At 66.5% G+C, this 22,752-nt stretch carries 18 protein-coding genes; 7 read left to right on the top strand and 11 right to left on the bottom strand.

Annotated elements, in window-relative coordinates:
* Nucleotides 1-72 precede the first annotated feature (72 nt).
* Both fumC and AC27VE_RS01520 read left to right on the top strand, forming a co-directional pair.
* Complete coding sequence (gene fumC, locus AC27VE_RS01525) at nucleotides 73-1,470, top strand: class II fumarate hydratase (protein ID WP_427957639.1); 1,398 nt, start codon at nucleotides 73-75, stop codon at nucleotides 1,468-1,470.
* 366 nt (nucleotides 1,471-1,836) lie between these two features.
* Complete coding sequence (locus AC27VE_RS01520; protein WP_280028939.1) at nucleotides 1,837-2,829, top strand: tripartite tricarboxylate transporter substrate binding protein BugE; 993 nt, start codon at nucleotides 1,837-1,839, stop codon at nucleotides 2,827-2,829.
* Nucleotides 2,830-2,937: 108 nt separating this feature from the next.
* On the opposite strand, the gene AC27VE_RS01515 is transcribed toward AC27VE_RS01520, so the two are convergent.
* Nucleotides 2,938-3,843 carry a LysR family transcriptional regulator gene (locus tag AC27VE_RS01515; protein ID WP_006226377.1) on the bottom strand — a complete coding sequence of 302 codons (906 nt, stop codon included), beginning with the start codon at nucleotides 3,841-3,843 and terminating at the stop codon, nucleotides 2,938-2,940.
* Between the two features lie 156 nt (nucleotides 3,844-3,999).
* On the opposite strand from AC27VE_RS01515, the gene ggt reads away from it, so the two are divergent.
* The gene (gene ggt / locus AC27VE_RS01510; protein ID WP_488702874.1) at nucleotides 4,000-5,757 is read left to right on the top strand and encodes a gamma-glutamyltransferase; all 1,758 of its coding nucleotides are present in this window, start codon (nucleotides 4,000-4,002) and stop codon (nucleotides 5,755-5,757) included.
* Between the two features lie 31 nt (nucleotides 5,758-5,788).
* Here ggt and AC27VE_RS01505 read toward each other — a convergent pair whose 3' ends face one another.
* From AC27VE_RS01505 to AC27VE_RS01490, 4 genes are all read right to left on the bottom strand, one after another.
* Entirely contained in the window at nucleotides 5,789-7,180 is a 1,392-nt protein-coding gene (locus tag AC27VE_RS01505) for an APC family permease (protein ID WP_488702873.1), read from the bottom strand.
* Nucleotides 7,181-7,528: 348 nt separating this feature from the next.
* Nucleotides 7,529-8,656, bottom strand: coding sequence for a CaiB/BaiF CoA transferase family protein (locus AC27VE_RS01500; protein ID WP_488702872.1), 1,128 nt, complete (start codon nucleotides 8,654-8,656; stop codon nucleotides 7,529-7,531).
* Nucleotides 8,657-8,668: 12 nt separating this feature from the next.
* Nucleotides 8,669-9,652, bottom strand: coding sequence for a Bug family tripartite tricarboxylate transporter substrate binding protein (locus AC27VE_RS01495; protein WP_488702871.1), 984 nt, complete (start codon nucleotides 9,650-9,652; stop codon nucleotides 8,669-8,671).
* Nucleotides 9,653-9,698: 46 nt separating this feature from the next.
* The gene (locus AC27VE_RS01490) at nucleotides 9,699-11,411 is read right to left on the bottom strand and encodes an acyl-CoA dehydrogenase family protein (protein WP_488702870.1); all 1,713 of its coding nucleotides are present in this window, start codon (nucleotides 11,409-11,411) and stop codon (nucleotides 9,699-9,701) included.
* A gap of 115 nt (nucleotides 11,412-11,526) precedes the next feature.
* Between AC27VE_RS01490 and AC27VE_RS01485 the strand changes: the two genes are divergently transcribed.
* Nucleotides 11,527-12,426 (top strand): LysR family transcriptional regulator, encoded by a 900-nt coding sequence (locus tag AC27VE_RS01485; protein WP_280028928.1) that lies wholly within the window; start codon nucleotides 11,527-11,529, stop codon nucleotides 12,424-12,426.
* Nucleotides 12,427-12,429: 3 nt separating this feature from the next.
* On the opposite strand, the gene purU is transcribed toward AC27VE_RS01485, so the two are convergent.
* The 6 genes from purU to AC27VE_RS01455 form a co-directional block, all read right to left on the bottom strand.
* The gene (purU, locus tag AC27VE_RS01480; protein WP_488702869.1) at nucleotides 12,430-13,284 is read right to left on the bottom strand and encodes a formyltetrahydrofolate deformylase; all 855 of its coding nucleotides are present in this window, start codon (nucleotides 13,282-13,284) and stop codon (nucleotides 12,430-12,432) included.
* Nucleotides 13,285-13,326: 42 nt separating this feature from the next.
* Nucleotides 13,327-14,436 (bottom strand): NAD(P)/FAD-dependent oxidoreductase, encoded by a 1,110-nt coding sequence (locus AC27VE_RS01475; protein WP_088587711.1) that lies wholly within the window; start codon nucleotides 14,434-14,436, stop codon nucleotides 13,327-13,329.
* Nucleotides 14,433-14,957: a flavin reductase family protein gene (locus AC27VE_RS01470; RefSeq protein ID WP_006226386.1), complete on the bottom strand. Its 525-nt coding sequence runs from the start codon at nucleotides 14,955-14,957 to the stop codon at nucleotides 14,433-14,435. The genes AC27VE_RS01475 and AC27VE_RS01470 overlap by 4 nt, the downstream gene beginning before the upstream one ends.
* 39 nt (nucleotides 14,958-14,996) lie before the next feature.
* Nucleotides 14,997-15,626: a pyridoxamine 5'-phosphate oxidase gene (gene pdxH, locus AC27VE_RS01465; protein ID WP_088587712.1), complete on the bottom strand. Its 630-nt coding sequence runs from the start codon at nucleotides 15,624-15,626 to the stop codon at nucleotides 14,997-14,999.
* 117 nt (nucleotides 15,627-15,743) lie between these two features.
* The gene (locus AC27VE_RS01460) at nucleotides 15,744-16,406 is read right to left on the bottom strand and encodes a gamma-glutamylcyclotransferase (RefSeq protein WP_035213776.1); all 663 of its coding nucleotides are present in this window, start codon (nucleotides 16,404-16,406) and stop codon (nucleotides 15,744-15,746) included.
* Nucleotides 16,407-16,408: 2 nt separating this feature from the next.
* Nucleotides 16,409-17,617, bottom strand: coding sequence for an MFS transporter (locus AC27VE_RS01455; protein ID WP_085946962.1), 1,209 nt, complete (start codon nucleotides 17,615-17,617; stop codon nucleotides 16,409-16,411).
* 377 nt (nucleotides 17,618-17,994) lie between these two features.
* Between AC27VE_RS01455 and AC27VE_RS01450 the strand changes: the two genes are divergently transcribed.
* The 3 genes from AC27VE_RS01450 to AC27VE_RS01440 are packed head-to-tail and all read left to right on the top strand — an operon-like array spanning nucleotide 17,995 to nucleotide 22,545.
* Nucleotides 17,995-19,182, top strand: coding sequence for an efflux RND transporter periplasmic adaptor subunit (locus AC27VE_RS01450; protein WP_488702868.1), 1,188 nt, complete (start codon nucleotides 17,995-17,997; stop codon nucleotides 19,180-19,182).
* Between the two features lies 1 nt (nucleotide 19,183).
* Entirely contained in the window at nucleotides 19,184-21,142 is a 1,959-nt protein-coding gene (locus AC27VE_RS01445; RefSeq protein WP_006226392.1) for a MacB family efflux pump subunit, read from the top strand.
* Nucleotides 21,143-21,147: 5 nt separating this feature from the next.
* The gene (locus AC27VE_RS01440; protein WP_006226393.1) at nucleotides 21,148-22,545 is read left to right on the top strand and encodes an efflux transporter outer membrane subunit; all 1,398 of its coding nucleotides are present in this window, start codon (nucleotides 21,148-21,150) and stop codon (nucleotides 22,543-22,545) included.
* Nucleotides 22,546-22,752 lie beyond the last annotated feature (207 nt).

The following is a 22,752-nucleotide window of genomic DNA, read 5'->3' as shown; positions in this document are numbered from 1 at the left end:
CTATTCTCAATAATGTCGCGCTTGGCGGGTGCCGCCGGCCGCGACTTACGTCGCCACGGAGTTGTACGCGCCATGAAGACCCGCATCGAAAAAGACACGTTTGGGCCCATCGAAGTCCCCGAGGATCACCTCTGGGGCGCCCAAACGCAACGTTCGCTGCATTTTTTCGCGATTTCGACCGAGAAGATGCCTGTTCCCCTGGTCAACGCCATGGCCCGCCTGAAGCGCGCGGCCGCCAAGGTCAACGCCGAACTGGGTGAGCTGGATCCGAAGATCGCCGACGGCATCATCCGCGCCGCCGACGAAGTCATCGACGGCAAATGGCCCAACGAGTTTCCGCTGTCCGTCTGGCAGACGGGGTCGGGCACGCAAAGCAACATGAACATGAACGAGGTGCTGGCCAACCGCGCCTCGGAGCTGCTGGGCGGCGTGCGCGGCGAAGAGCGCAAGGTGCACCCGAACGACCACGTCAACCGCGGCCAATCGTCCAACGACACCTTTCCGACCGCCATGCACGTGGCCGCCGCCGTCGAGGTCGAGCACCACCTGCTGCCGACGCTGAAGAAGCTGCGCGCGACCTTTGCCGAGAAAAGCGCCGAGTTCTACGACATCGTGAAGATCGGCCGCACCCACCTGCAGGATGCGACCCCGCTGACGCTGGGCCAGGAACTCTCGGGCTACGTCGCGCAGCTTGACCTGGCCGAGCAGCAGATCCGGGCAACGTTGCCCGGCCTGCACCAGTTGGCCATCGGCGGCACCGCCGTGGGCACCGGCCTGAACGCGCATCCGCAATTCAGCGTCAAAGTGTCCGCAGACCTGGCGCATGCCACCGGCACGGCCTTCGTGTCGGCGCCCAACAAGTTCCAGGCGCTGGCCTCGCACGAAGCGCTGCTGTTCGCGCACGGCGCGCTGAAGGCGCTGGCCGCCGGCCTGATGAAGATCGCCAATGACGTGCGCTGGCTGTCCAGCGGCCCGCGTTCCGGCCTGGGCGAAATCAGCATCCCCGAAAACGAACCGGGCAGCTCGATCATGCCGGGCAAGGTCAACCCGACGCAGTGCGAAGCCATCACGATGCTGGCCGCGCAGGTGCTGGGCAATGACGTGGCCATCAACATCGGCGGCGCCAGCGGCAACTTCGAACTGAACGTGTTCAAGCCGCTGGTGATCCACAACTTCCTGCAATCCGTGCGCCTGCTGACCGACGGCATGGCCAGCTTCAACGAGCACTGCGCCGCGGGCATCGAGCCCAACCACGAGCGCATCGCCGAGCTGGTGGACCGTTCGCTGATGCTGGTGACGGCCTTGAATCCGCACATCGGCTATGACAAGGCCGCGCAGATCGCCAAGAAGGCGCACAAGGAAGGGCTGTCGCTGAAGGAATCCGCGCTGGCGCTGGGTTATGTGACCGAGGCGCAGTTCGCCGAATGGGTCGTGCCGGGCTCCATGACCAACGCGCACAAGCCGTCCTGATCGGCTTTGCCCAAGCGTGAGAATGGCCGCCTTCGGGCGGCCATTTTTTCATGAGATGGCGCGGGCCCGCCAAGCCCGCGTAAACCGCATGAAATAAGGGAAAACCAGAAGATTTTGCCTTGGCCGGAAAGGCATTTTCTGAGGGCGCTGGTTGCAGATCCGCACGCTATGCGTGTGTAAGCATTTGCTGCTATTCTCCGTCATTCTGGCGGGCGCGTGTGCCACAAGCAATCCATAAAAGCAGCGCGAAACACGCAGCACACACGCAAAGCGCCCCCACCGTTAACTGCTGGTCCGCCTACAGGCGGGCACATCACAAAACGGGCCGTTTACATACGGGCTCGCAATCTTGGAGGAAACACACCTATGAATAAAGTTCGCTCCCTGGCCGTGGCTATCGCTTTGGCTACTGGCGCTGCCGGCACGCTTGGCGCCTCCGTCGCGCACGCCGCCGACAAGTACCCCAGCAAGCCCATCCGCGTGATCGTTCCGTTCGCGCCCGGCGGTTCCACCGACATCATTGCGCGTCTGGTGACGCAGCGCATGAGCCAGGAACTTGGCCAACCGATGGTTGTGGAAAACAAGGGCGGCGCAGGCGGCGCCATTGGCGCTGCGGAAGCCGCGCGCGCGGATGCCGACGGCTACACGCTGTCCATCGCCACCGTTTCGACGATGGCCGTGAACCCGGCTTGCCGTCCGAAGGACCTGCCGTACGATCCGATCAAGGACTTCCAGCCCGTCACCAACTTCGCCAATACGGCCAACGTGGTCGCGGTGAATCCGAAGTTCCCGGCCAAGGACTTCAAGGGCTTCGTCGAAGAGCTGAAGAAGAACCCGGGCAAGTATTCCTACGGCAGCTCGGGCACGTGCGGCGTGCTGCACTTGATGGGCGAGTCGTTCAAGATGGCCACGGGCACCGATATCGTGCACGTGCCGTACAAGGGTTCGGGCCCGGCCGTGGCGGATGCCGTCGGCGGCCAGATCGAAATCCTGTTCGACAACCTGCCGTCGTCGATGCCGCAGATCCAGGCGGGCAAGCTGCACGCCATGGCCATCGCATGGCCCGAGGAAATTGCTGCCGTCAAGGGCGTGCCGACCTTCAAGCAAGCCGGCTACCCCGTGCTGAACCAGCCCGTCTGGTACGGCCTGCTGGCGCCCAAGGGCACCCCGATGGACGTCGTGAACAAGCTGCGTGACGCCGCTGTCGTGGCCCTGAAGGACCCGAAGGTCATCAAGGCGCTGGACGACCAGGGCTCGGCACCGTCGGGCAACACGCCGGAAGAGTTCGCCAAAGAGATCAAAGAGCAGTTCGACTGGGCTCAAGACGTCGTGAAGAAGCAGAACATCAAGCTGGACTGATGCTGCGCGCGGGGGCAGGCTTTGGCCCGCCCCGGCTTGCACGGCAAAACGGGCGCCTTCGGGCGCCCGTTTTCTTTTGGCGCAGGGTCCGCAATTCAGGCTCGCAATTCAGGCCGGCAAGTCCAGCGCGGCGATGCGTTCGGCGCACGCGGCGCGCAAGCGTTCGATCAGGTCGCGGTGCAGGGATGACAAGGGGTCCTGGTTGCGCACCATGATGCTGATCGGCACGCGCAACGCGGGCTCCAGCCGGCGCAGGTGCATGCCGGGCCGCAGCATTGCCTGCGCCGTGATGGCGTCGACGATGGCGTCGCCGCAACCCGCATCGACCAGCGCGCAGGCCACGTAATGCGTCTGCACCTGGATGGCGACTTGCGGGTCCAGGCCCTGCGCGTCCAGCGCCATCTGCAGCAAGGCGCCCGAGGCATCGCTGGCGTCCAGCACGATGAGCGTGCCGCCCGACGGCGTCGTCAGCTCCGGCAGCCGTATCGGGCCCGAGCCGGCCGTGCGGCTCAGGTGCACCAGTTCGGTATGGCCCAGGCCCATGCGCGTCAGGCCGGGATAGTCGTTGGTGTCGAAGGTGACGGCTAGATCCAGTTCGCGGGTCAGCAGCCCCTGCACGAGTTCGGCGCTGTGATGCGTGTGGATATCGAAGGTGATGCCGGGCTGTGCGTCACGGCTGTCGCGCACCACGCCCGGCAATAGTCCCAGGCCCAGCGCGGGCGCGCATCCCAGGCGCAAGTGGCCGTTGGGCCGGTCGCGCAGATTCGCGGCCAGACGGCGCACGCTGTTCAAGTCTTGCGAGAGGCGCGCGACTTCGGGCGTCAGGATGTCGGCCTCGTGCGTGGCGACCAGCCGGCCCTTGACGCGTTCGAACAGCTTGAAGCCCAGTTGGGCCTCGGCGTGCGCCAGCAGCTTGCTGGCGGCGGGTTGCGAGATATGCAGCGTGGCGGCGGCCTCGGTCAGGGATCCGGTACGGCGGATCGCTTCGAAAATCTCGATGTGGCGCAGGCGCATGGCACGATGGGGGAAGAAGGACCGGAACCGGGATTCTATGTCGGAAGGCGTGGGGCAGCCATTTCCGGTGCGCGGCCCGCCGTGGGGCGACAGCGGCGGGTGCCTTGACTATGATGGACGCCTGCCGGAACGCCGGCGTTATCCCGGAGCCAGATCATGCGCGCCTGCCGCCACGCCGCCGCCTTCCTGCTTGCCGCCGCCATGGCGGCTGCGCCCGCCGTGTGGGCGCGCACTCCGCAGGCGGCCGAAGACCGCAATCCCGAAGCCGCCAGCGGCACGCAGGCGCGCGAACTGGTGCGCGCGCCGCATTACATGATGGTCTCGGCCAACCCGCTGGCGACCCAGGCGGGCGAAGCAATGCTGCGCCGGGGCGGCAGCGTGGTGGACGCCGCCATCGCAACCCAACTCGTGCTGAATCTGGTGGAACCGCAATCTTCCGGTATCGGCGGCGGCGCATTCATGGTGCTGTATTCGGCCAAGACCGGGCGCATCCAGACGGTGGACAGCCGCGAGACCGCGCCCGCGGCCGCACGCCCGGACCGCTTTCTGGATGCGCAGGGCAAGCCGCTGCCCTTTGCGCAAGCCGTCAACAACGGCATGTCCGTAGGCGTGCCCGGGTTGCTGCGCGGCCTGGAACTGGCCCACGAGGAAGCGGGCGTGCTGCCTTGGGCCGACCTGTTCCAGCCCGCGATTGGGCTGGCCGAGCAGGGCTTTGCGGTGTCGCCCCGCTTGCATGCGCTATTGGCCGGCAACAAGGCTTTGCCCAAGCAGGCGGCTGCCGCGGCGTATTTCTATGCGCCTGACGGCGCGCCGTGGCCGGTGGGGCATGTACTGAAGAATCCCGAATTCGCGGCCACGTTGCGCGCCGTGGCCCAGCAGGGCGCGGATGCGTTCTACCAGGGCGACATCGCCCGCGATATCGTGGCTGCGGTGCACGGGCACGCCACGCCGGGCGACCTCAGCTTGGCTGACCTGGCCGGCTACCGCGCCAAGACGCGCGACCCGGTATGCGGCGCTTATCGCGGCTACCGACTGTGCGGCATGGCACCGCCTAGCAGCGGCCCGATCGCCGTGCTGCAGATGCTGGGCGAGCTGGAACAGTTTCCGATGGCCAGCTTCGCGCCCGGCTCCGTCGAGGCCGTGCATTATTTTTCCGAAGCCGGGCGCCTGGCATTCGCGGACCGCGACTTCTATGTGGCGGATCCGGATTTCGTTCATGTGCCCGTGCGCGCCATGCTGGACCCGGCCTATCTGCGCGCCCGCGGCGCGTTGATCCAGCCCGACCGCAGCATGAAGGTGGCGCTGCCCGGCGACCCCGAAGGAAAGCTGCTGACGCTCGGCCGCGACAACGCGTTGGAGTTGCCATCCACGAGCCATCTGGTGGCGGTGGACGCGCAAGGCAATGCGTTGTCCATGACGACCACGATCGAAAGCGAGTTCGGCAGCAAGATCTTCGTACGCGGCTTCTTGCTGAACAACGAGATGACGGATTTTTCATCGTCGTTCAAGGACCCGGAGGGGCGCTTGATCGCCAACCGCATTGAACCGGGCAAGCGCCCACGCAGCGCCATGGCGCCGATCATCATCCTGCGCGACGGCAAGCCCGTCATGCTGGTGGGCTCGCCCGGCGGCAGCGCCATCATCAATTACGTGGCCAAGACGATCGTGGGCGTGCTGGATTGGGGGCTGGATATCCAGTCCGCGATTTCCCTGCCGAACATGGGCAGCCGCAACAAGGAAACCGAGCTGGAGAAGGGCACCGCGCTGGAAGCGCTGGCGCCTGCCCTTGAACGCATGGGGCACCCGGTGCGCATCACCGAGTTCCCCAGCGGCATCCACGGCATCGTCATCGACGGCAACGGCCTGCAAGGCGGCGTGGACCCGCGGCGGGAAGGGCTGGCCGCCGGGGGCTAACCCCGGCGCCCGTCCTGCCTGTGGCGCTGACCTACTCCAGCGTGGACGGGTCCAGTTGCATGCGCGCTTCCTTGCGGTGCGCCAGATAGGTCACGCCCCACATCACGACGCCCAGCAGCAGCAACCAGCCCGCCACCTGATACTGGATGACGTCGCGCCCGGTCAGCGGCGTGACCAGGAACAGGCACGCCGCCGCGCCCAGCCAGGGAATGATGCGGTTGATGCTGAAGTGTTCATGCTTGACCTTGTCGCGGCGCAGGACCAGCACCGCGACGTTGACGAAGGCGAACACGCCCAGCAGCAGCAACGCGGTGGTGCCCCCCAGCGCGCGGATGGCTTCGGAATCCGCCAGCGCCACCAGGATGATCAGCCCCAGCGCCAGCACGGTGGTGAACAGGATGGCCGTCCACGGCGTCTGGTTCTTGCGGTGCACGTGCGCCAGGAAGGCTGGCAGCACACCCTGGCGCGACATGCCGTAAAGCAGGCGGCTGGCCATCATCATGTTGATCAGCGCGGAGTTCGCCACGGCGAACATCGAGATGACGGGCATGATGTATTCCACCGGCAGGCCGGGGGCGGCGCGCTTGACCACCAGCACCAGCGGCGTCGAGCTCTTGGCCAGTTCACCCACCGGCACCAGCGCCACCGCGCAGATGGACACCAGCACATAGATCACGGCGGTGATGCCCAGCCCGGTCAGCATTACCTTGGGAAAGATGCGGCTGGGATTATGGGTCTCTTCGGCCATGTTGACCGAATCCTCGAAGCCGACCATTGCGAAGAAGGCGAGCGCCGTGGCGGAGGTCACCGCCAGGAATACGCTTTTGTCCTCGGGCGTGTCGAACGCGATCACGCGCGAAAAGTCCGCTTGCCCGCCGGCAATGGCATAGAAGCCCAGCAGGATCACCATCAACAGGCCCGACAGTTCGATCAAGGTCAGCACCACGTTGGCTTTGACGCTTTCGGCCGCGCCGCGCAGGTTCACCAGCATCACCAGCAGCATGAAGCCCAGCGCGCCGAACGTGATCCAGGTCTTGTCCGCCTTGATACCGAAGGCGGCGAACAGGTTGGCGGCAAATGCCTGCGACGCGGTGGCCGCGGACGTCAGCCCCGAACACATGACGGTGAAGCAGACGATGAAGGTCAGAAAGTGCACGCCGAACGCCTTGTGCACATAGAGCGCCGCACCGGCGGCCTTGGGATACTTGGTGACGAGTTCCAGATAGGACAGCGCGGTCAGCAAGGCCACCGCAAACGCCACCAGGAACGGCAGCCAGGCCGCGCCGCCGACTTCGGCGGCCACCTGTCCGGTCAGCGCATAGACGCCTGTGCCCAGGATGTCGCCGACGATGAATAGCAATAATAGTTTGGGGCCCATCACCCGCTTGAGCGGGGCGTGTTCTTTCGTTTCATTCGTGGCCATGGTCCTTCTCCTCTTTCTTCGAATTTGGGGGAGGTGCTGCCCGGCAACGCGAGGCGACCCGAAAAGTCTACGGCGGCCGGTGGCCTTTCGATGCAACATCGGTGCAACGAAATGTCTTAGTTGTTGGCATTCGTTGAAAATGTGGACGTAGGATGGGTGAAGCGCGAGAAGACGTACGCACGCACACTGACGCCAAACGCGCGCAACCCATCAAGCAGCGTTGGTGCCGTGGCTGATCCAGCCATTGCTTGCCATGCAGCTTGATGGGTTGCGCGCGCTTGGCGCATCAGTTCGTAGGGCGGTGCTCTCGCGCTTCACCCATCCTACGTGATCGCGATGGCGGCCGTCTTATTGGGCGTCGGTCTGTGGCGCCAGCGCAGGCGGCAGCTTGCGCAGCGTGGCGGGCGTACGCGACAGTTTGATCGGCGAACCCACGCCTTGGTAGTCGCCCTGTTCCAGCACCATGCCGCGGTGGCGCGTGTGCGGATGCGCCAGGGCCTGGTCCACCGTTTGCACGGCGGCAGCCGGTACGCCGGCGCGCAGCAGGCGATCGGCCAACGCGGCAGCGTCCTGTCCCGCCAGCAAGGCGGACAGCTCGTCGCGCAGGGCTTGGCGGTGCTGCAGGCGGTCGGCATTGGCGGCATAGCGCGGGTCCGTCGCCAGGCCCGGCGCCTCCAGCACCTGCGCCAGCAATGCGAACTGCCGGTTGTTGCCGATCGCCAGGAAGATCGGGCCGCTGGCGGTGGGCAGCGTTTCGTATGGCGCGATGTTCGGATGCGCGTTGCCGCTGCGGCGGGGCACCTTGCCGCTGTAGAAGTAATTGGCCGCATGCGGATGCAGCAGCGACAGCGCGCAGTCGTACAGCGTGATGTCCAGGAACTGGCCCAGGCCGCTGCGCGTCCGTTCATTCAGGGCAAGCAGAATGGCGACAGCCGCGTTCAGGCCGGTCACCATATCTACGACCGGCAGGCCGACGCGGGTGGCGTCGCCGTCCGCTTCGCCGTTCACGCTCATCAGCCCGCACATGGCTTGTGCGCACGCGTCGTAGCCCGGCAGCCCCCCCAACGGGCCATCCGATCCGAAGCCGCTGACGCGGCAATGGATCAGCTTGGGAAAGGCCTGGCTCAGGGTATCGAAACCCAAGCCCCACTTCTCCAGCGTGCCGGGCTTGAAGTTTTCGACCAGCACATCGGCGTCGGCCAGCAGGTGGCGCAGCAACTCCTGGCCGGCCGCCTGCGACAGGTCCAGCGTCATGCCTTCCTTGTTGCGATTCACGCCGATGAAGTAGGACGCGGTGTCGCCCAGGAAGGGCGGGCCCCAGCCCCGGGTTTCATCGCCGCCGGGCGGCTCGATCTTCAGGACGTCGGCGCCGTGGTCGGCCAGGATCTGCGTGCAATAGGGACCGCCCAGCACGCGGGACAGGTCGATCACCTTGCAACCGGCAAGCGCGCCGGCATTCGGTAGGGTGGGAGCCATGGGGAGTCAGCTTCAGTCGATGGAAACGTTGGCGCTGGTGATGAGCTCGCGCCACTTGGGGACTTCGGTGGTGATGAACGCCGCCAGGCCTTGCGGGGTCTGGTCCTGCGCTTCGACGATGCCCTGCGAATGCAGGGTCTGCTTGATGGACGGGTCCGCCAGCGCAGTCTTGAACGCCTGGTTCAACGTGTTCACCACGTCGGCCGGCGTGTCCTTGGGGGCGACGATGCCGAAGAAGACGCTGACGTCATAGCCCTTGAGGCCCTGTTCGGACAAGGTAGGCAGGTCGGGCAGGGCTTCCGAGCGCTGGGCGCTGGCCAGGCCGATGGCGCGCAGCTTGCCCGCCTTGATGTAAGGCAGCGCGGTCAGGATGTCGGTGAACGACATGGATACCTGCCCGCCCAGCAGGTCGTTCAACGCCGGGCCCGTGCCCTTGTAGGGGATATGCATGATCTGCGTGCCGGCCATCTTGTTGAACAGGATGCCGGCCAGGTGCGACGAGGCGCCATTGCCGGACGAGGCGTAGCTGAGCTTGTCCGGATTCTTCTTGGCGTAGGCGATGAGCTCTTGCGCGTTGTTGGCCGGCACCGACGGGTTCACGACCAGGATGTTGGGCAGATGGCCCAGGCGGATGATGGGCGCGAAGCTGGTTTCGGGGTTGTAGCCCTGCTTCTTGTACAGGCTGACATTGATGGCCAGCGGGCCGGACGTGCCGAACAGCAGCGTGTAGCCGTCGGGCTTGGCCGAGGCTACGTATTCCGATCCGATGTTGCCGCCCGCGCCGCTGCGGTTTTCGACGATGACGTTCTGCTTGAGAGGTTCGCGCAGTTTCTCGGCCAGCCGACGCGCCATGGCGTCAGTGGGGCCGCCGGGCGGGAAGGGCACGATCAGCGTGATGGGGCGGGCCGTGGGGAAGGCGTCCGCGGCCAAGGCGGGTGCGGACGGGGCCACGGCGGTGGCCGCCGCCAGCATCAGAGGGGCAAGAAGGCGTTTCATGGTGGTGTCTCCTGAGGGGCGCGCCGGCTGTGCCGCCGGCGTCGGTTTACAGCGCGTAATGCAGGATGGCCTGGCACGCCGCGCTTTCGTTGGGGGGGATGGCATAGGGATCGCGGGGCGCCAGGCGGTGCAGCAGCACCTGGTCGGCCAATTGCGCGCGGCTTTCCAGGCCGGCACTGGTGGCTTCCCAGCGCAGCGCAGCCATCGACACCGCGTGGTACAGCAACGATGCCGCCTGGCGGGCCAGTTCGGCATGGTCGCCCTGGGCGGCATACTCGGCCAGCGCGAAGGTCTGTTCGAGAGCGTGCGCCTGCGCCTCGGCCAGGGCGGGCGGGCAGGGCGCGCCGTCAGCCAGCAGGCGCTCGATGTGGGCGCGCAGCGCGGGCAGCGAATTTTCTTTCTTGATGGCGCGCAGCACGTCCAGCGCGACGATGTTGCTGGTGCCTTCCCAGATGGAGCCCAGATGGGCGTCGCGCACCAGGCGCGGTTCGGTCCATTCTTCGATGTAGCCGCAGCCGCCGCGCACTTCCATCGCGTCGCCCGTTACCTTGCGGGCGTCGCGGCAGGCGCGGAATTTGATCAGGGGCGTCAGGATGCGGGCCAGCGCGGGATCGGCCGCGCCGTGGTCCGCGTCGGCCAGCGCGCGGGCCGTCTGGAACATGACGCTGCGCGCCTGCTCGGCCCAAACCGTCATTTTGACCAGTTGGCGCTGCATCAGCGGCATGTCGATCAGGCGCTTGCCGAAGGCGCGGCGGTTCTGCGACACGTAGACGGCTTCGGTGACCGCGCGGCGCATCAGGCCGGCCGCGCGCATGCCGTTGGACAGGCGCGAGTTGTTGATCATGTCGGCCATGTGCTTGAAGCCGCGGCCGCGTTCGCCCACCAACCAGGCGACCGCGCCCTCCAGCCGGATTTCACCGCTGGCCATGGAACGCGTGCCCAGCTTGTCTTTCAGGCGCAGGATTCGGTAGTGGTTGTGGCTGCCGTCGGCCAGGTCGCGCGGCAGCAGGAAGAGCGACACGCCCTTCAAACCGGGCTGCGGCTCGCTGCGGGCCAGCACCATCGCAAAGCCGGCGTCGGGGTTCGAGCAGAACCATTTGTCGCCGTGGATGCGCCACGTGCCGTCGTCCTGGGCCTCGGCCGTGACTTCGGTGGCGCTGACGTCCGAGCCCGCGCCCTGTTCGGTCATGAACATGGCGCCCTGGCGCAAGGTGTCGAAGTCCTGGGAGGTGACCTGCGGCAGCACGCGCTCGACCAGCGCGGGGGCGCCGAACTTGCGCAGCGTGCGCGCCAGCGAATCCGTCATGCTGACCGGGCAGCACAGGCCGAATTCCGCCTGCACGAACAAGTGGCTCAGCGCGTACTTGGCGGCAGCCGGCATGGGCTCGGGCCAGCCCAGCACGCCGCCGCGGTGCGAGAGTGCCGCCAGGCCGAATTCGCTGTAGGCCAGGCGTTCAAGTTCGACGTAGGCCGGATGCTTGTCGACGCGGGATTCGTCGGTGCCGGCGCGGCTGCGCACGGACAGGGTGGGGGGATGCTTGTCCGCCGTGGCCGCCAATTCGTCCATGACGCCGCCGGCCAGGCCGCCCAGCCGTTCCAGGTGGGGCAGCAGGTGGGCATGCAGCGCGGGCGGCAGGTAGCGCTGGCTGAGGGCCGCCGCATAGGGGTCCGCGTTGAAGAGGTTCAGGCCGCGGGAGTCCGGAACGGGCGTGGCGACGGGGGCGGCGGCGGTCGGGGCGGCGGTCTTGGGAGTATCCATGGCGGCATCCTGCGGAAAACGGGGAAGATGGCCGATGTTGCGCGGGTCGATTAATCTATGCAAATACCGTTTTCGTGTAGAACAATCCATAAAAAATATAGATTAGGAGGGGACGATGGACCTGGATCCGCGCCTGTTGCGCTACTTCATCGCGGTGGCCGAAGAGCGCCATTTCAGCCGCGCCGCCACGCGCCTGCACATTTCGCAGCCGCCACTCAGTTACGCCATCCGCCAGCTGGAAGACAACGTGGGCGCGCGCCTGTTGGCCCGCACCAGCCGCCACGTAGAGCTGACCGATGCCGGCCAGGTGCTGTACCGCGAGGCGTTGACCTTGCTGCGCCAGGCCGAAGAGGTACGTACGCTGGTGCAACGGGTCGACGCGGGCCTGCGCGGCCGGCTGCGCATCGGCTTTGTGGGGTCCATGCTGTATCGCGGCCTGCCCGCGCTGCTCAACGCCATGCGGGCCGAGCTGCCTGACGTGGAGCACGTGCTGACCGAGCTGAACTCCTATGAGCAGATCGAAGCCGTCCGGCGCGGCGAGCAGGACCTGGGCTTCATCCACGCCAATCCGGTGCCGGACGAGGTCCACGCCCGCGATGTGATGGCCGAACCTTTTGTCGTGTGCCTGCCGGACTCGCACCCGCTGGCCGACCGCGCGTCGCTGCAACTGGCGGAACTGGCAGGCGACGATTTCGTCTTCTTCGCGCGCGCCGCGTCGCCCAGCTATTACGAGACGGTGCTGTCGATGTGCGTGGCGTCGGGGTTCATGCCGGTGATCCGGCACGAGGTGCGCCACTGGCTGAGCGTGGCGTCGCTGGTGTCGCAAGGGCTGGGGGTGTCGATCGTGCCAGCCTGCCTGTCGCGCAGCGGCCTGGCGGGAACGCGCTTCATCGCCTTCGGGCACGAGGCCCGGTCGGTCAGCCAGGTGATCTGGCCGGCCCAGGCGCGTTCACCGCTGCAGCAGAAGGCGGTGGCGCTGGTGGCGCGCCAGTATCCGCCCGCCGCGGCTGGCTGAGGCTTAGCGGAACACGACGGTCTTGTTGCGGTTCAGCAGGATGCGGTGTTCGACGTGGCTGCGCACGGCGCGCGACAGCACCAGGGATTCGATGTCGCTGCCGACCTGGGTCAGGTCCTGGGCGGTCATCGTGTGGTCCACGCGTTCGATGTCCTGATCGATGATCGGGCCTTCGTCCAGGTCGGAGGTCACGTAGTGAGCGGTCGCGCCGATGATCTTCACGCCGCGCGCATGCGCCTGGTGATACGGGCGGGCGCCCTTGAAGCTGGGCAGGAAGCTGTGGTGGATGTTGATGGCGCGGCCGTTCAGCGCGCGGCACATGTCCGCCGACAGGATCTGCATGTAGCGGGCCAGCACCACCAGGTCGGTGTTTGACTGCTCCACGATCTGCAGCACCTGCTTTTCCTGTTCCGCCTTGGTGTCCGCCGTGACGGGCAGGTAGTGGAACGGGATGTTGTAGGACGCGGCCAGGCTGGCGTAGTCGTTGTGGTTCGACACGATCGCGGCCACTTCGGCGTGCAAATGTCCGCTATGCACGCGGAACAGCAGGTCGTTCAGGCAGTGGCCCTGCTTGCTGACCATGATCAGCAGGCGTTCCTTGCGGCGCGCATCGTGCAGCTTCAGGTCCATGCCGTATTCGCTGGACAGCGTGGCCAGGCGGCCGCGCAGGTCGTCGGTGGCCACGGCGGTGGGCAGGTCGAAGTGCACGCGCAGGAAGAACTGGCCCGTTTCCTCGTCGCCGAATTGCTGCGAATCCAGGATGTTGCAACCCAATTCGAACAACAGGCCGCTGACGCGGTAGACGATGCCGGTGCGATCGGGGCAGGACAGGGTCAGGATGTAGTCGTTGTGCTGCATGGTGCGGAAATAGGCCGAGGTAAGAAGGGGAATGGGGCGGAATCAGGCGGCCAGGCGCGCCAGGGTTTCTTCCGCCAGGGCCAGGCTGGAGGTCAGCCCGGGGGATTCGATGCCGAACAGGTTCACCAGGCCGGGCACGCCATGCACGGCGGGGCCGGCGATGACGAAGTCGGCGGCGGGTTCGTGCGGCCCGGAGATCTTGGGCCGGATGCCCGTGTACCCGGGTGCCAGCGCATTGTCGGGCAGGGCGGGCCAGTAGCTGCGCACTGCTTCGTAGAACACGTCGGCGCGGGCCGGGTCCAGCGTGTAGTCTTCGGTGCCGACCCATTCGGTGTCGGGGCCGAATTTGGCCTGGCCGCCCATGTCCAGCGTCAGGTGCACGCCCAGGCCGGCGTGCTGCGGCACGGGGTAGATCAGGCGCGAGAACGGGGCGCGGCCGGACAGCGTGAAATAGCTGCCTTTGCACAGGTAATCGGTGGGGATGCTGGCGGGCGGCACGCCGTCGATGCGGCGGGCCAGCGCCGGCGCCTGCAAGCCGGCCGAATTGATCAGCACGTTGCAGGTCAGGGTCATGGCTTCATCGCCGCCGAATTGCAGGTCGAACCCGCCTTCGGGACGGACGCGGCCGGACACCAGCGGCGTGTGGAACACGCATTGGGCGCCGGCGTTCTCGGCATCGCCCTGGAACGACAGCATCAGCGCGTGGCTGTCCACGATGCCGGTCGACGGCGACACCAGTGCGGCCGTGCATTGCAGCGCGGGCTCCAGGCGCATGGCGTCTTCGCCGGAAATGTATTGCAGGTCGTCCACGCCGTTAGCGCGGGCGCGCTGCGCGATGCCTTCCAGCTGGGCGGCCTGTTCGCGGTCGGTGGCCACGATGAGCTTGCCCAGCCGCTTGTGCGGGATGGCGCGTTCGGCGCAGTACGCGTACAGCAGATGCTTGCCGCGCACGCACAGGCGGGCCTTGAGGCTGCCGGCGGGGTAATAGATGCCGGCGTGGATGACTTCGGAATTGCGCGAGCTGGTCCCGGTGCCGATGGCTTCCGTGGCTTCGGCCACCAGCACTTCGCGGCCGGACTGGGCCAGCGCGCGGGCAATCGCCAGGCCGACCACCCCTGCGCCGATGACGACGCAATCGACATCCACGCTCATGGGGCTTTCCTTTCGGACCGGGAACCCGCCGGGGTCAGGTCGAAGCCGCCGGCATGGAAGACGAGCGGCGGTTCGCTGCTGTGGCCGCAGCGTTCGACTTCGCCCACCATGATGATGTGGTCGCCTTCTTCGTAGCGGCTGCGGTTGCGGCATTCGAACCAGGCGGCGCAGTGGCCGTCCAGCATCGGAGTGCCGCCGGGCGCATGGTGCACGGTCAGGCCGGCGTAGCGGTCAGGCGTCTTGCCCGTGGCGAAACGCCGCGCCAGCGCAATCTGCTCGGCGCTCAGCACGTTGACCACATAGCGTTCGCACCGCTCGAACGCCTCCAGCGAGGATGAACCGCGCGACAGGCTCCAGAGGATCAGCGGCGGGTTCAGCGACACGGAGTTGAAGGAGCTGACCGTCAGCCCGATGGGGGCGCCATCAAGGCCGGCGGCAGTGACGACCGTTACGCCCGTGGCATAGCGGCCCAGCGCGGTACGGAAGAAGGAAGCGTCAAAATCGGGGGAGGAGGCGGGCATGCAATCGTTAAGTCGGGCGGGCGCGCGGGGCGCCCGGCATCAAGGCGACAGGCGTTCGATATTCCAGGCCGTGCCGTCGGCGACATAGCGCAGGCGGTCGTGCAGGCGCGAGGGCCTGCCTTGCCAGAACTCGAAAGCGGTGGGCTTCAGGCGGTAACCGCCCCAGTGCGGCGGGCGCGGCGGCTGTTCGCCGAAACGTTCGCGGAATTCCTGCTCGCGGGCTTCCAGCTCTTCACGGGTGATGGGCTGGCTTTGGCGCGAAGCCCAGGCGCCGATGCGCGAACCGGCGGGCCGGCTGTGGTAGTACGCATCCGACTCTTCGGCGGCGACTTTTTCCACCACGCCCTCGATCCGCACCTGGCGTTCCAACGGCTGCCAGAAAAACAGCAGGCAGGCGCGCGGCTCGGCCAGCAGATCCTGGCCCTTGCGGGATTCATAGTTGGTGAAGAACGTGAAGCCGTGCTCGTCAAAGCCCTTGATCAGGACGATGCGGGCGCTGGGCTGGCCGTCGGCGTTCACCGTGGCGAGCGTCATGGCGTTGGGTTCCGGCACCTTGGCGGCCAGCGCTTCGTCGAACCAGCGGGAAAACTGCTGGAACGGGGATGCGGCGGCCTGGCTTTCCAGCAGGACGTTCTTTTCGTAGCTTTGACGCAGATCTGAGACGGACATGAGGCGTGGGATTCAGCGTTGATAACAGGGAGTTTATACCGCTTGGGGCATCCCTCCCTTATTGACCCCGCGCAGGTCTCAGGCATGTTTGGCGCCCGTGGCCGGGCGGGGGAGCTGTCAGCTGCCTTCCGGCAGCGGCCGCCCGTCCAGTTCCAGCCGGCGGGCAATGGCGTCCAGACGGGCGTCATGGATGCCCGCGGCGCGCAGCGCCTGGGCCGTCTGGACCACGTAGTCGGTGCAGGGGCCGTAGCGGCCGGCGGCCCGGCGCACGATGGCCAGCAGTTCGGCATCGGGCAGGGCGCGGATGTAGGCCGGATTGTCCCGGTTCATGATGAAGACCAGCGCGCGGACGGGGCCGGCGTCGGTCGCGCAGTTTATCCAGCGGGGCAGATAGGCCCCCGTGGACATCTCGCGTTCCCAGAGAGCGGGGAAATAGGTGGGCACCTGGTCGCCGGCCAGGCGGTAGACGACGCCCCGGCAGGAACCTCCGCGGTCCAGCCCGAAGACAAGACCCGGGCATTCCGGCGTGCCGCGGTTCACGCGCGACCACAGGCACAGCGCCCGGTGGTGCCCGCGCAAGGTCGCCAGGCGGCGTTCCATGAAATCGAAATCGGGGCGCCAGATCAGGGATCCGTACCCATATACCCAGACGTCTTCGCCGGATTGCCAATGCTGCAGGGCCTGGTCCAGCGAGGCCTGCCTTTCCTCTGGCGTCCAGAGGCGAAAGGGCAGGCTGGCGCCGGCGATGCCGGCGGCGGGAGGAGAGGACTGCATGTTCACGACTACGGGTTCCGGTCAGACTCGAGCGGGGGATTGCGGTTGGCCCATCCGCCCGCCATCAGGGCCAGCGAATACGCCCAGAACAACGGGGCGACGCCAATTACCGCACCCAGCGCGCCGAAGGTCAACGGCAGGGAAACCTGTGACCCGTTGATCAGCGCCATCCGCAGGCCGACGGCTTCGGCGGCGCGGCCTGGCGGCGAATGCTGGTGCAGCAGAGATAGCATACTCGGTTGGCAGCACCCCAAGGCAAGGCCCAGGATGAACGACAGCACGATCAGGACGGTAACGTCGGTGAACAGCGGGTAAAGCATGAAATCGATGGCGGCCGTCGCCATGGCCACCCGCACCAGCGTCCAGGACCGCACACGGCGCATGATCAGCGGCAATACCAGGCGGATGACGAACGTTGCCGCCGCGAAGGAGGCAAGAATGACGCCGATGGTGGTGGCCGACAGGCCGATGGCGACGCCAAAGATGGGCACGACGAACAAATGGGTGTCCCAGGCGCCGGACAGGATGGTGTTGACCATCAGGATGCGGCGCAACGCGGGCACGGCCAGCAATTCCGTTACCCGGCGGCGCTGTGCTTCCTTCGCCCCTGCGAGTTGCGAATCCACCGCCTTCAATTGGTGCCGCATCGCGTACAGCCCGATCCCGGACAGGATGGGGCCCAGGGCCAGCAGGCCGAAGGCCGTGCGCGTGCCCAGATGGTCGATCGCCAGGCCGGCGATCAGCGGCCCGGAAAAACCCGATCCGGCAAGCGCCAGCGACATGAACGAAAAATTGCGCAGCCGTTGAGTGGGCTCGGCATGGCCCAGCAAATCTTGGGTGGCGACCTGGTGCAGCATGAACCCGATGCCGATACAGCAGGAGGCAATGAGAAGCGCGGTCTGGGTTTGCGAGATAAAGGGCAATGCGGTGCCGATCGCCACCAATGACGTCCCGATGACGAGGGGACGCACGATGCCCACCCGGTCGACCCAACGTCCGGCGCGGACCGAGAACAGCATCGGCAGCACGGCGAATACAGCCACCAGCGTGCCGACCTTGAAGGTCGACAGGCCCATCTGCAGCGCGGTCAGCGAAACAGTGATCCGTCCCCCGGTCAGGGCGACGTGATTCATCATTGCCAGCAGGCACAGCAGCACCGCCCCGGAAAATTCCGGGGAACTGGAAGGCGAGGAGGGGGATCTGTTGGAGGTAGACACGGCGTAACTGCATTCATTCTGGGCGGATCGTCGGCCTATGTCGAGGCGCGGTTTTTTTGCACTGCCGCAAATTGTTTCAGCGGGTGGTGACAAGATAGGCGCCATCTAGCGGGCAAGTCACGTGCTTACGGCGCAAGATGGCGGCACGTTCGCGGCATGTGCGCAATGCGGAGTTCCGCGCGTGCGCCGCAGACGTTGTATCGTTCTCACAACGGAACAATCGCGTGCAGGCTTGACGAACCGGTGCCGCTTTACTGTTTTTCACCGTTTTGACACAGATTGGCAGTGGTTTGGACAGAAGGCGCGTTTAGGATGGGCGCCTATGCTTTGCAATACCGGCGCAGGTTCGCGGCCCGCGCCTCCTCTCATCAGGTTCAATGAAAAAGTCCCGCAGCAAGTTCAAGCGTTATGCGCTGATCGCCGTCGTCGTCCTGCTTGTGGCGTACGTCCTGCGCGCCATGTTCTTTTCGGCGCCGCCACCACCCACCTTCGCGGTGGGCCAAGTCAGCCGGGCAAATCTTGAAGACAGCGTGCTGGCCAGCGGCACCATCGACGCCATCGAGCGCGTCAGCGTGGGCGCCCAGGCAACCGGCCAGTTGAAGTCCCTGAAAGTGGCGCTGGGCGACCGCGTCAAGAAGGGCCAACTCGTCGCCGAGATCGACGACCTGACCCAGCAGAACGAACTGCGCAATGCCGAAGCCGCCCTGCAGACGCGCCGCGCCGAACGTGCGGCCAAGGTCGCCACGCTGAAGCAGGCCGAGCTGGCGTTCAAGCGCCAGCGCCAGATGCTGGCAGCCGACGCCAGTTCGCGCGAAGCCTTTGAGACGGCCGAGGCCACGCTGGCCGTGACGCGCGCGGAGATCGCCTCGCTGGACGCCCAGATCGCGCAGGCCGAGATCCAGGTCGACACCGCCCGCGTCAACCTCGGGTACACGCGCATCGTCTCGCCCATCGACGGCATGGTGGTGGCCGTGGTGACCAAGGAAGGCCAGACCGTCAACTCCATCCAGAGCGCGCCTACCATCATCAAGGTGGCCCAGGTCGACACCATGACGATCAAGGCGCAGATCTCGGAAGCCGACGTGACCCGCGTGAAGGCGGGGCTGCCGGTGTACTTCACCATTCTGGGCGAACCCGACCAGCGCTACCAGGCCAAGCTGCGCGCGGTGGAACCGGCGCCGGACTCCATCCAGAAAGACGACGCGACGTCGTCGCTGACGTCCTCCACCGGCAGTTCGACCACCGCCGCCGTCTACTACAACGGCCTGTTCGACGTGCCCAACCCCGACGAAAAGCTGCGCATTTCGATGACCGCCCAGGTCTTCATCGTGCTGGGCGAGGCCAAAGGCGCCGTCGTGGTGCCGGCCTCGGCGCTGGGCAAGCGCGGCGAAGACGGCCGCTATGCCGTGCGCGTGGTCTTGAAGGACAACAAGACTGAAGTGCGTCAGGTCAAGATCGGCATGAACAACAACGTGCAGGCGCAGGTGCTGGAAGGGCTGGAGGTGGGCGAGCGGGTCGTGACGGCGGATTCTGCGCCTGCGGCCGCCGCGGCGCCGGGGGCCTGACATGAGCGGCCCGCTAATCTCGCTTTCCGGGGTACGCCGCGAGTTCCCCGCGGGTGAGCAGACCATTGCCGTCCTGAAGGACATCAACCTGACCATCGAGGCCGGGGAAATGGTCGCCATCGTGGGCGCGTCCGGGTCGGGCAAGTCCACGCTAATGAACATCCTGGGCTGCCTGGACCGCCCGACCCGAGGCGATTACCGAGTCAGCGGTCGCAGCACCGGAGAACTTGGCCCGGACGAACTGGCCGAGTTGCGGCGGGAACACTTCGGCTTCATCTTCCAGCGCTATCACCTGCTGTCCGATCTGACGGCGCAGGGCAACGTCGAAATGCCGGCTGTCTACGCCGGCAAGCGCCGCGAAGCCCGGATGGCCCGCGCCGAGGAATTGTTGAAGCGGCTGGGGCTGGGCGACCGGTCTGAACACCGCCCCGGTCAATTGTCGGGAGGCCAACAGCAGCGCGTGAGCATCGCGCGCGCGCTGATGAACGGCGGAGACATCATCCTGGCCGACGAACCCACCGGCGCGCTGGACACGCATACCGGCCAGGAAGTGCTGCGCATCCTGGAAGAACTGAACGCGGCTGGCCACACCATCATCATCGTCACGCACGATATGAATGTGGCGCGCCACGCGCAACGCATCATCGAGATCAGCGACGGCGAGATCGTCGCGGACAAGCGCAATCCCGACGCGCCGCGGCGGGACGCCGACCGCGACCCGCCGCCGGAATTGCCCAAGCGGCCCGCCTGGCAGTCGTACCTGGACCGCTGCGGCGAAGCGCTGCGCATGGCGCTGCTGTCCATGAACGCGCACCGGCTGCGCACGTCCTTGACCATGCTGGGCATCATCATCGGCATCGCGGCCGTGGTGTCCGTGGTGGCGCTGGGCGAAGGGTCGCGGCGCAAGATTTTGGAAGACATCAGCGCGATCGGCACCAATACCGTCGAGGTGTTCCCCGGCAAGGACTTCGGCGACGAGAAAGCCGTCAACATCCGCACGCTGGTCGCCGCCGACGCGGACGCCCTGGCGCGCGAACCCTATGTAGACAGCGTCACCCCCGAAGTCGTCACCAGCAACACGCTGCGCTACCGCAACGTGTCGGTCAACGGCTCGATCCAGGGCGTAGGCGAACAGTACTTCCGCGTGCGCGCCGTCAAACTGGCGCAGGGCAAGTTCTTCGACGAGACCAGCGTGGTGCGCCGGGCGCAGGAAGTCGTGATCGACGAAGGCACGCGACGGACCTTGTTCGGCTCGCATACGGACCCGATCGGGCAGGTGGTATTCCTGGGATCGATGCCGGCCCGCGTGATCGGCGTGACCGAGAAAAAAGATTCCGTCTTCGGCAACAACGAATCGCTGAATGTCTGGATCCCCTACACCACCGCGCTGTCGCGCGTGCTGGGCCAGCAGCACTTGAAGAGCATTACGGTGCGGGTGAACGACGCCACGCCGCCAGCCGCGGCCGAGCGGGCCATCGAGCGCGTGCTGATGCGCCGCCACGTGGTGAAGGACTTCTTTGTGTTCAACACGGACGCCATCCGCAAGACCATCGAGCGTACGACGGCCACCATGACCTTGCTGGTGTCCCTGATCGCGCTGATCTCGCTGATGGTGGGCGGCATCGGGGTCATGAACATCATGCTGGTGTCCGTCACCGAGCGCACCCGCGAGATCGGCGTGCGCATGGCGGTGGGTGCGCGGCGCAGCGACATCATGCAGCAGTTCCTGATCGAAGCCGTGCTGGTCTGCCTGATCGGCGGTGCGCTGGGCATCATTCTGTCGCTGGCGCTGGGCGTGCTGGTGTCCAAGGCGACGGCAGGTTCGTTCCAGATGATCTATTCCACGGCATCGATGGTGGCGGCATTCACGTGCTCGACGCTGATCGGTGTGCTTTTTGGCTATTTGCCGGCGCGCAATGCGGCGCGCCTGGATCCCGTCGAGGCGTTGGCCCGGGAATGAGGACGATGAAAGCGGTTTCCCTGATTCGCACCCCCGCCGCCCTGGCGCTGCTTCTGGCGCTGGGCGGTTGCGGCAGCCTGCTGCGTACCGACTACGAGCCCCCGCTGACCCAGGCGCCCGCCGCCTGGACGCATGGCGCCCCGGGCGACGCGCAAGCGCCGCTGGCTGACGGCGGCGCCTGGTGGCGTAATTTCAATGACCCGGTCCTGAACGGACTGGTCGATGCCGTGCTGGCGCGCAACAACGACCTGGCCGCCGCGGCGATCCGGGTGCGGCGCGCCCAGTACCAGGCGGGGCTGACCGAAGACCAACTGATCCCCCAACTGGGCGGCAGCGCCAACGTGTCGCGCAACCGCAACCTGTACGGCGACCGCGCCATCGCGCGGACCAATGCCACCGAGCTGACTGTGAGCTACGAGGTCGACCTGTGGGGCAAGCTGTCGCGCCAGCGCGATGCCGCCCAGTGGGAGGCGCTGGCCACCGAGCAGGACCGCCAGTCCTCGGCCCTGTCCCTGGTGGGCACCACGGCCACGCTGTACTGGCAGACGGCCTTCATCAACCAGCGCATCGCCAGCAGCGAAGAAAGCATCGCCTACGCCCGCCGCACGCAGGACCTGGTGCGCGCGCAGTACGCCGCGGGCGGCGCATCGGCCCTGGAACTGGCGGAAGCCGAGCAGACCGTGGCCAGCCAGCAGGCGGCGCATACCTTGCTGGTGCAGCAGCGCGTGGAATACACGAATGCGCTGACCATTCTGTTCGACGGCCCGCCCGACCGCAGCATGGCCGACCCGGCCCGGCTGCCGCAGTACCCGCTGCCCGAAGCACGCGCCGGCGTCCCCGCCGACCTGCTGGGTCGCCGCCCGGACCTGCGCGCAGCGGAACTGCGCTTGCGTGAAGCGCTGGCCACGGTCGACGCCACGCGCGCCAGTTTCTACCCCCCCGTCACACTGACGGGCGCCGTGGGCAGCGCCAGCCCCACGCTATCGAACATCCTGCAAAACCCCGTCGCGTCCCTGGGGGTGGGCTTGACGCTGCCGTTCCTGCAATGGACGCAGATGCAGCTGAACATCAAGATTTCCAAGGCGGACTACGAAGAACGCGTCGTCAACTTCCGGCAGTCGCTGTATCAGGCGATGGCAGACGTGGAAAACGCGCTGTCGAACCGGACGCAACTGGCGTTGCAGGCGGAGCAGTTGGCGGTGTCGTTACGGGCGGCGCGTGATGCGGAACGCCTGTACGAAGTGCGCTACCGCGCCGGGGCCGTGTCGTTGAAGGACTGGCTGGACGCACAAGAGAAGCGCCGGACGGCGGAGATCGCGCGGGACGAGAACGGGTTGAATCGCTTGGTGAACCAGGTGACGGTTTATCGGGCGCTGGGCGGGGATGATGTTGTGGTTCGTTGATATCGGCGTTGGGTGTCGGGTGTCGGCGGTTGTCTCGTTGCGTGATGTTTGAGGTTCTTTAGACGCCCGGCGTGGCGGTGGGGCGGGGCGCGCGGGTCAACGATTGAGGTCCGGAGCCTTCGCTCCGGACTAGCCCCGTCGTCATCTTCGTCCAGGCCTGCGGCCTTCCCTTCAGATTCCCTCGGGCGCATCGACTCCCCGCGCACC

The sequence above is a fragment of the Achromobacter sp. 18P8.1.1 genome (assembly GCF_057799415.1).
This window is presented reverse-complemented; position numbering and strand designations above follow the sequence as displayed.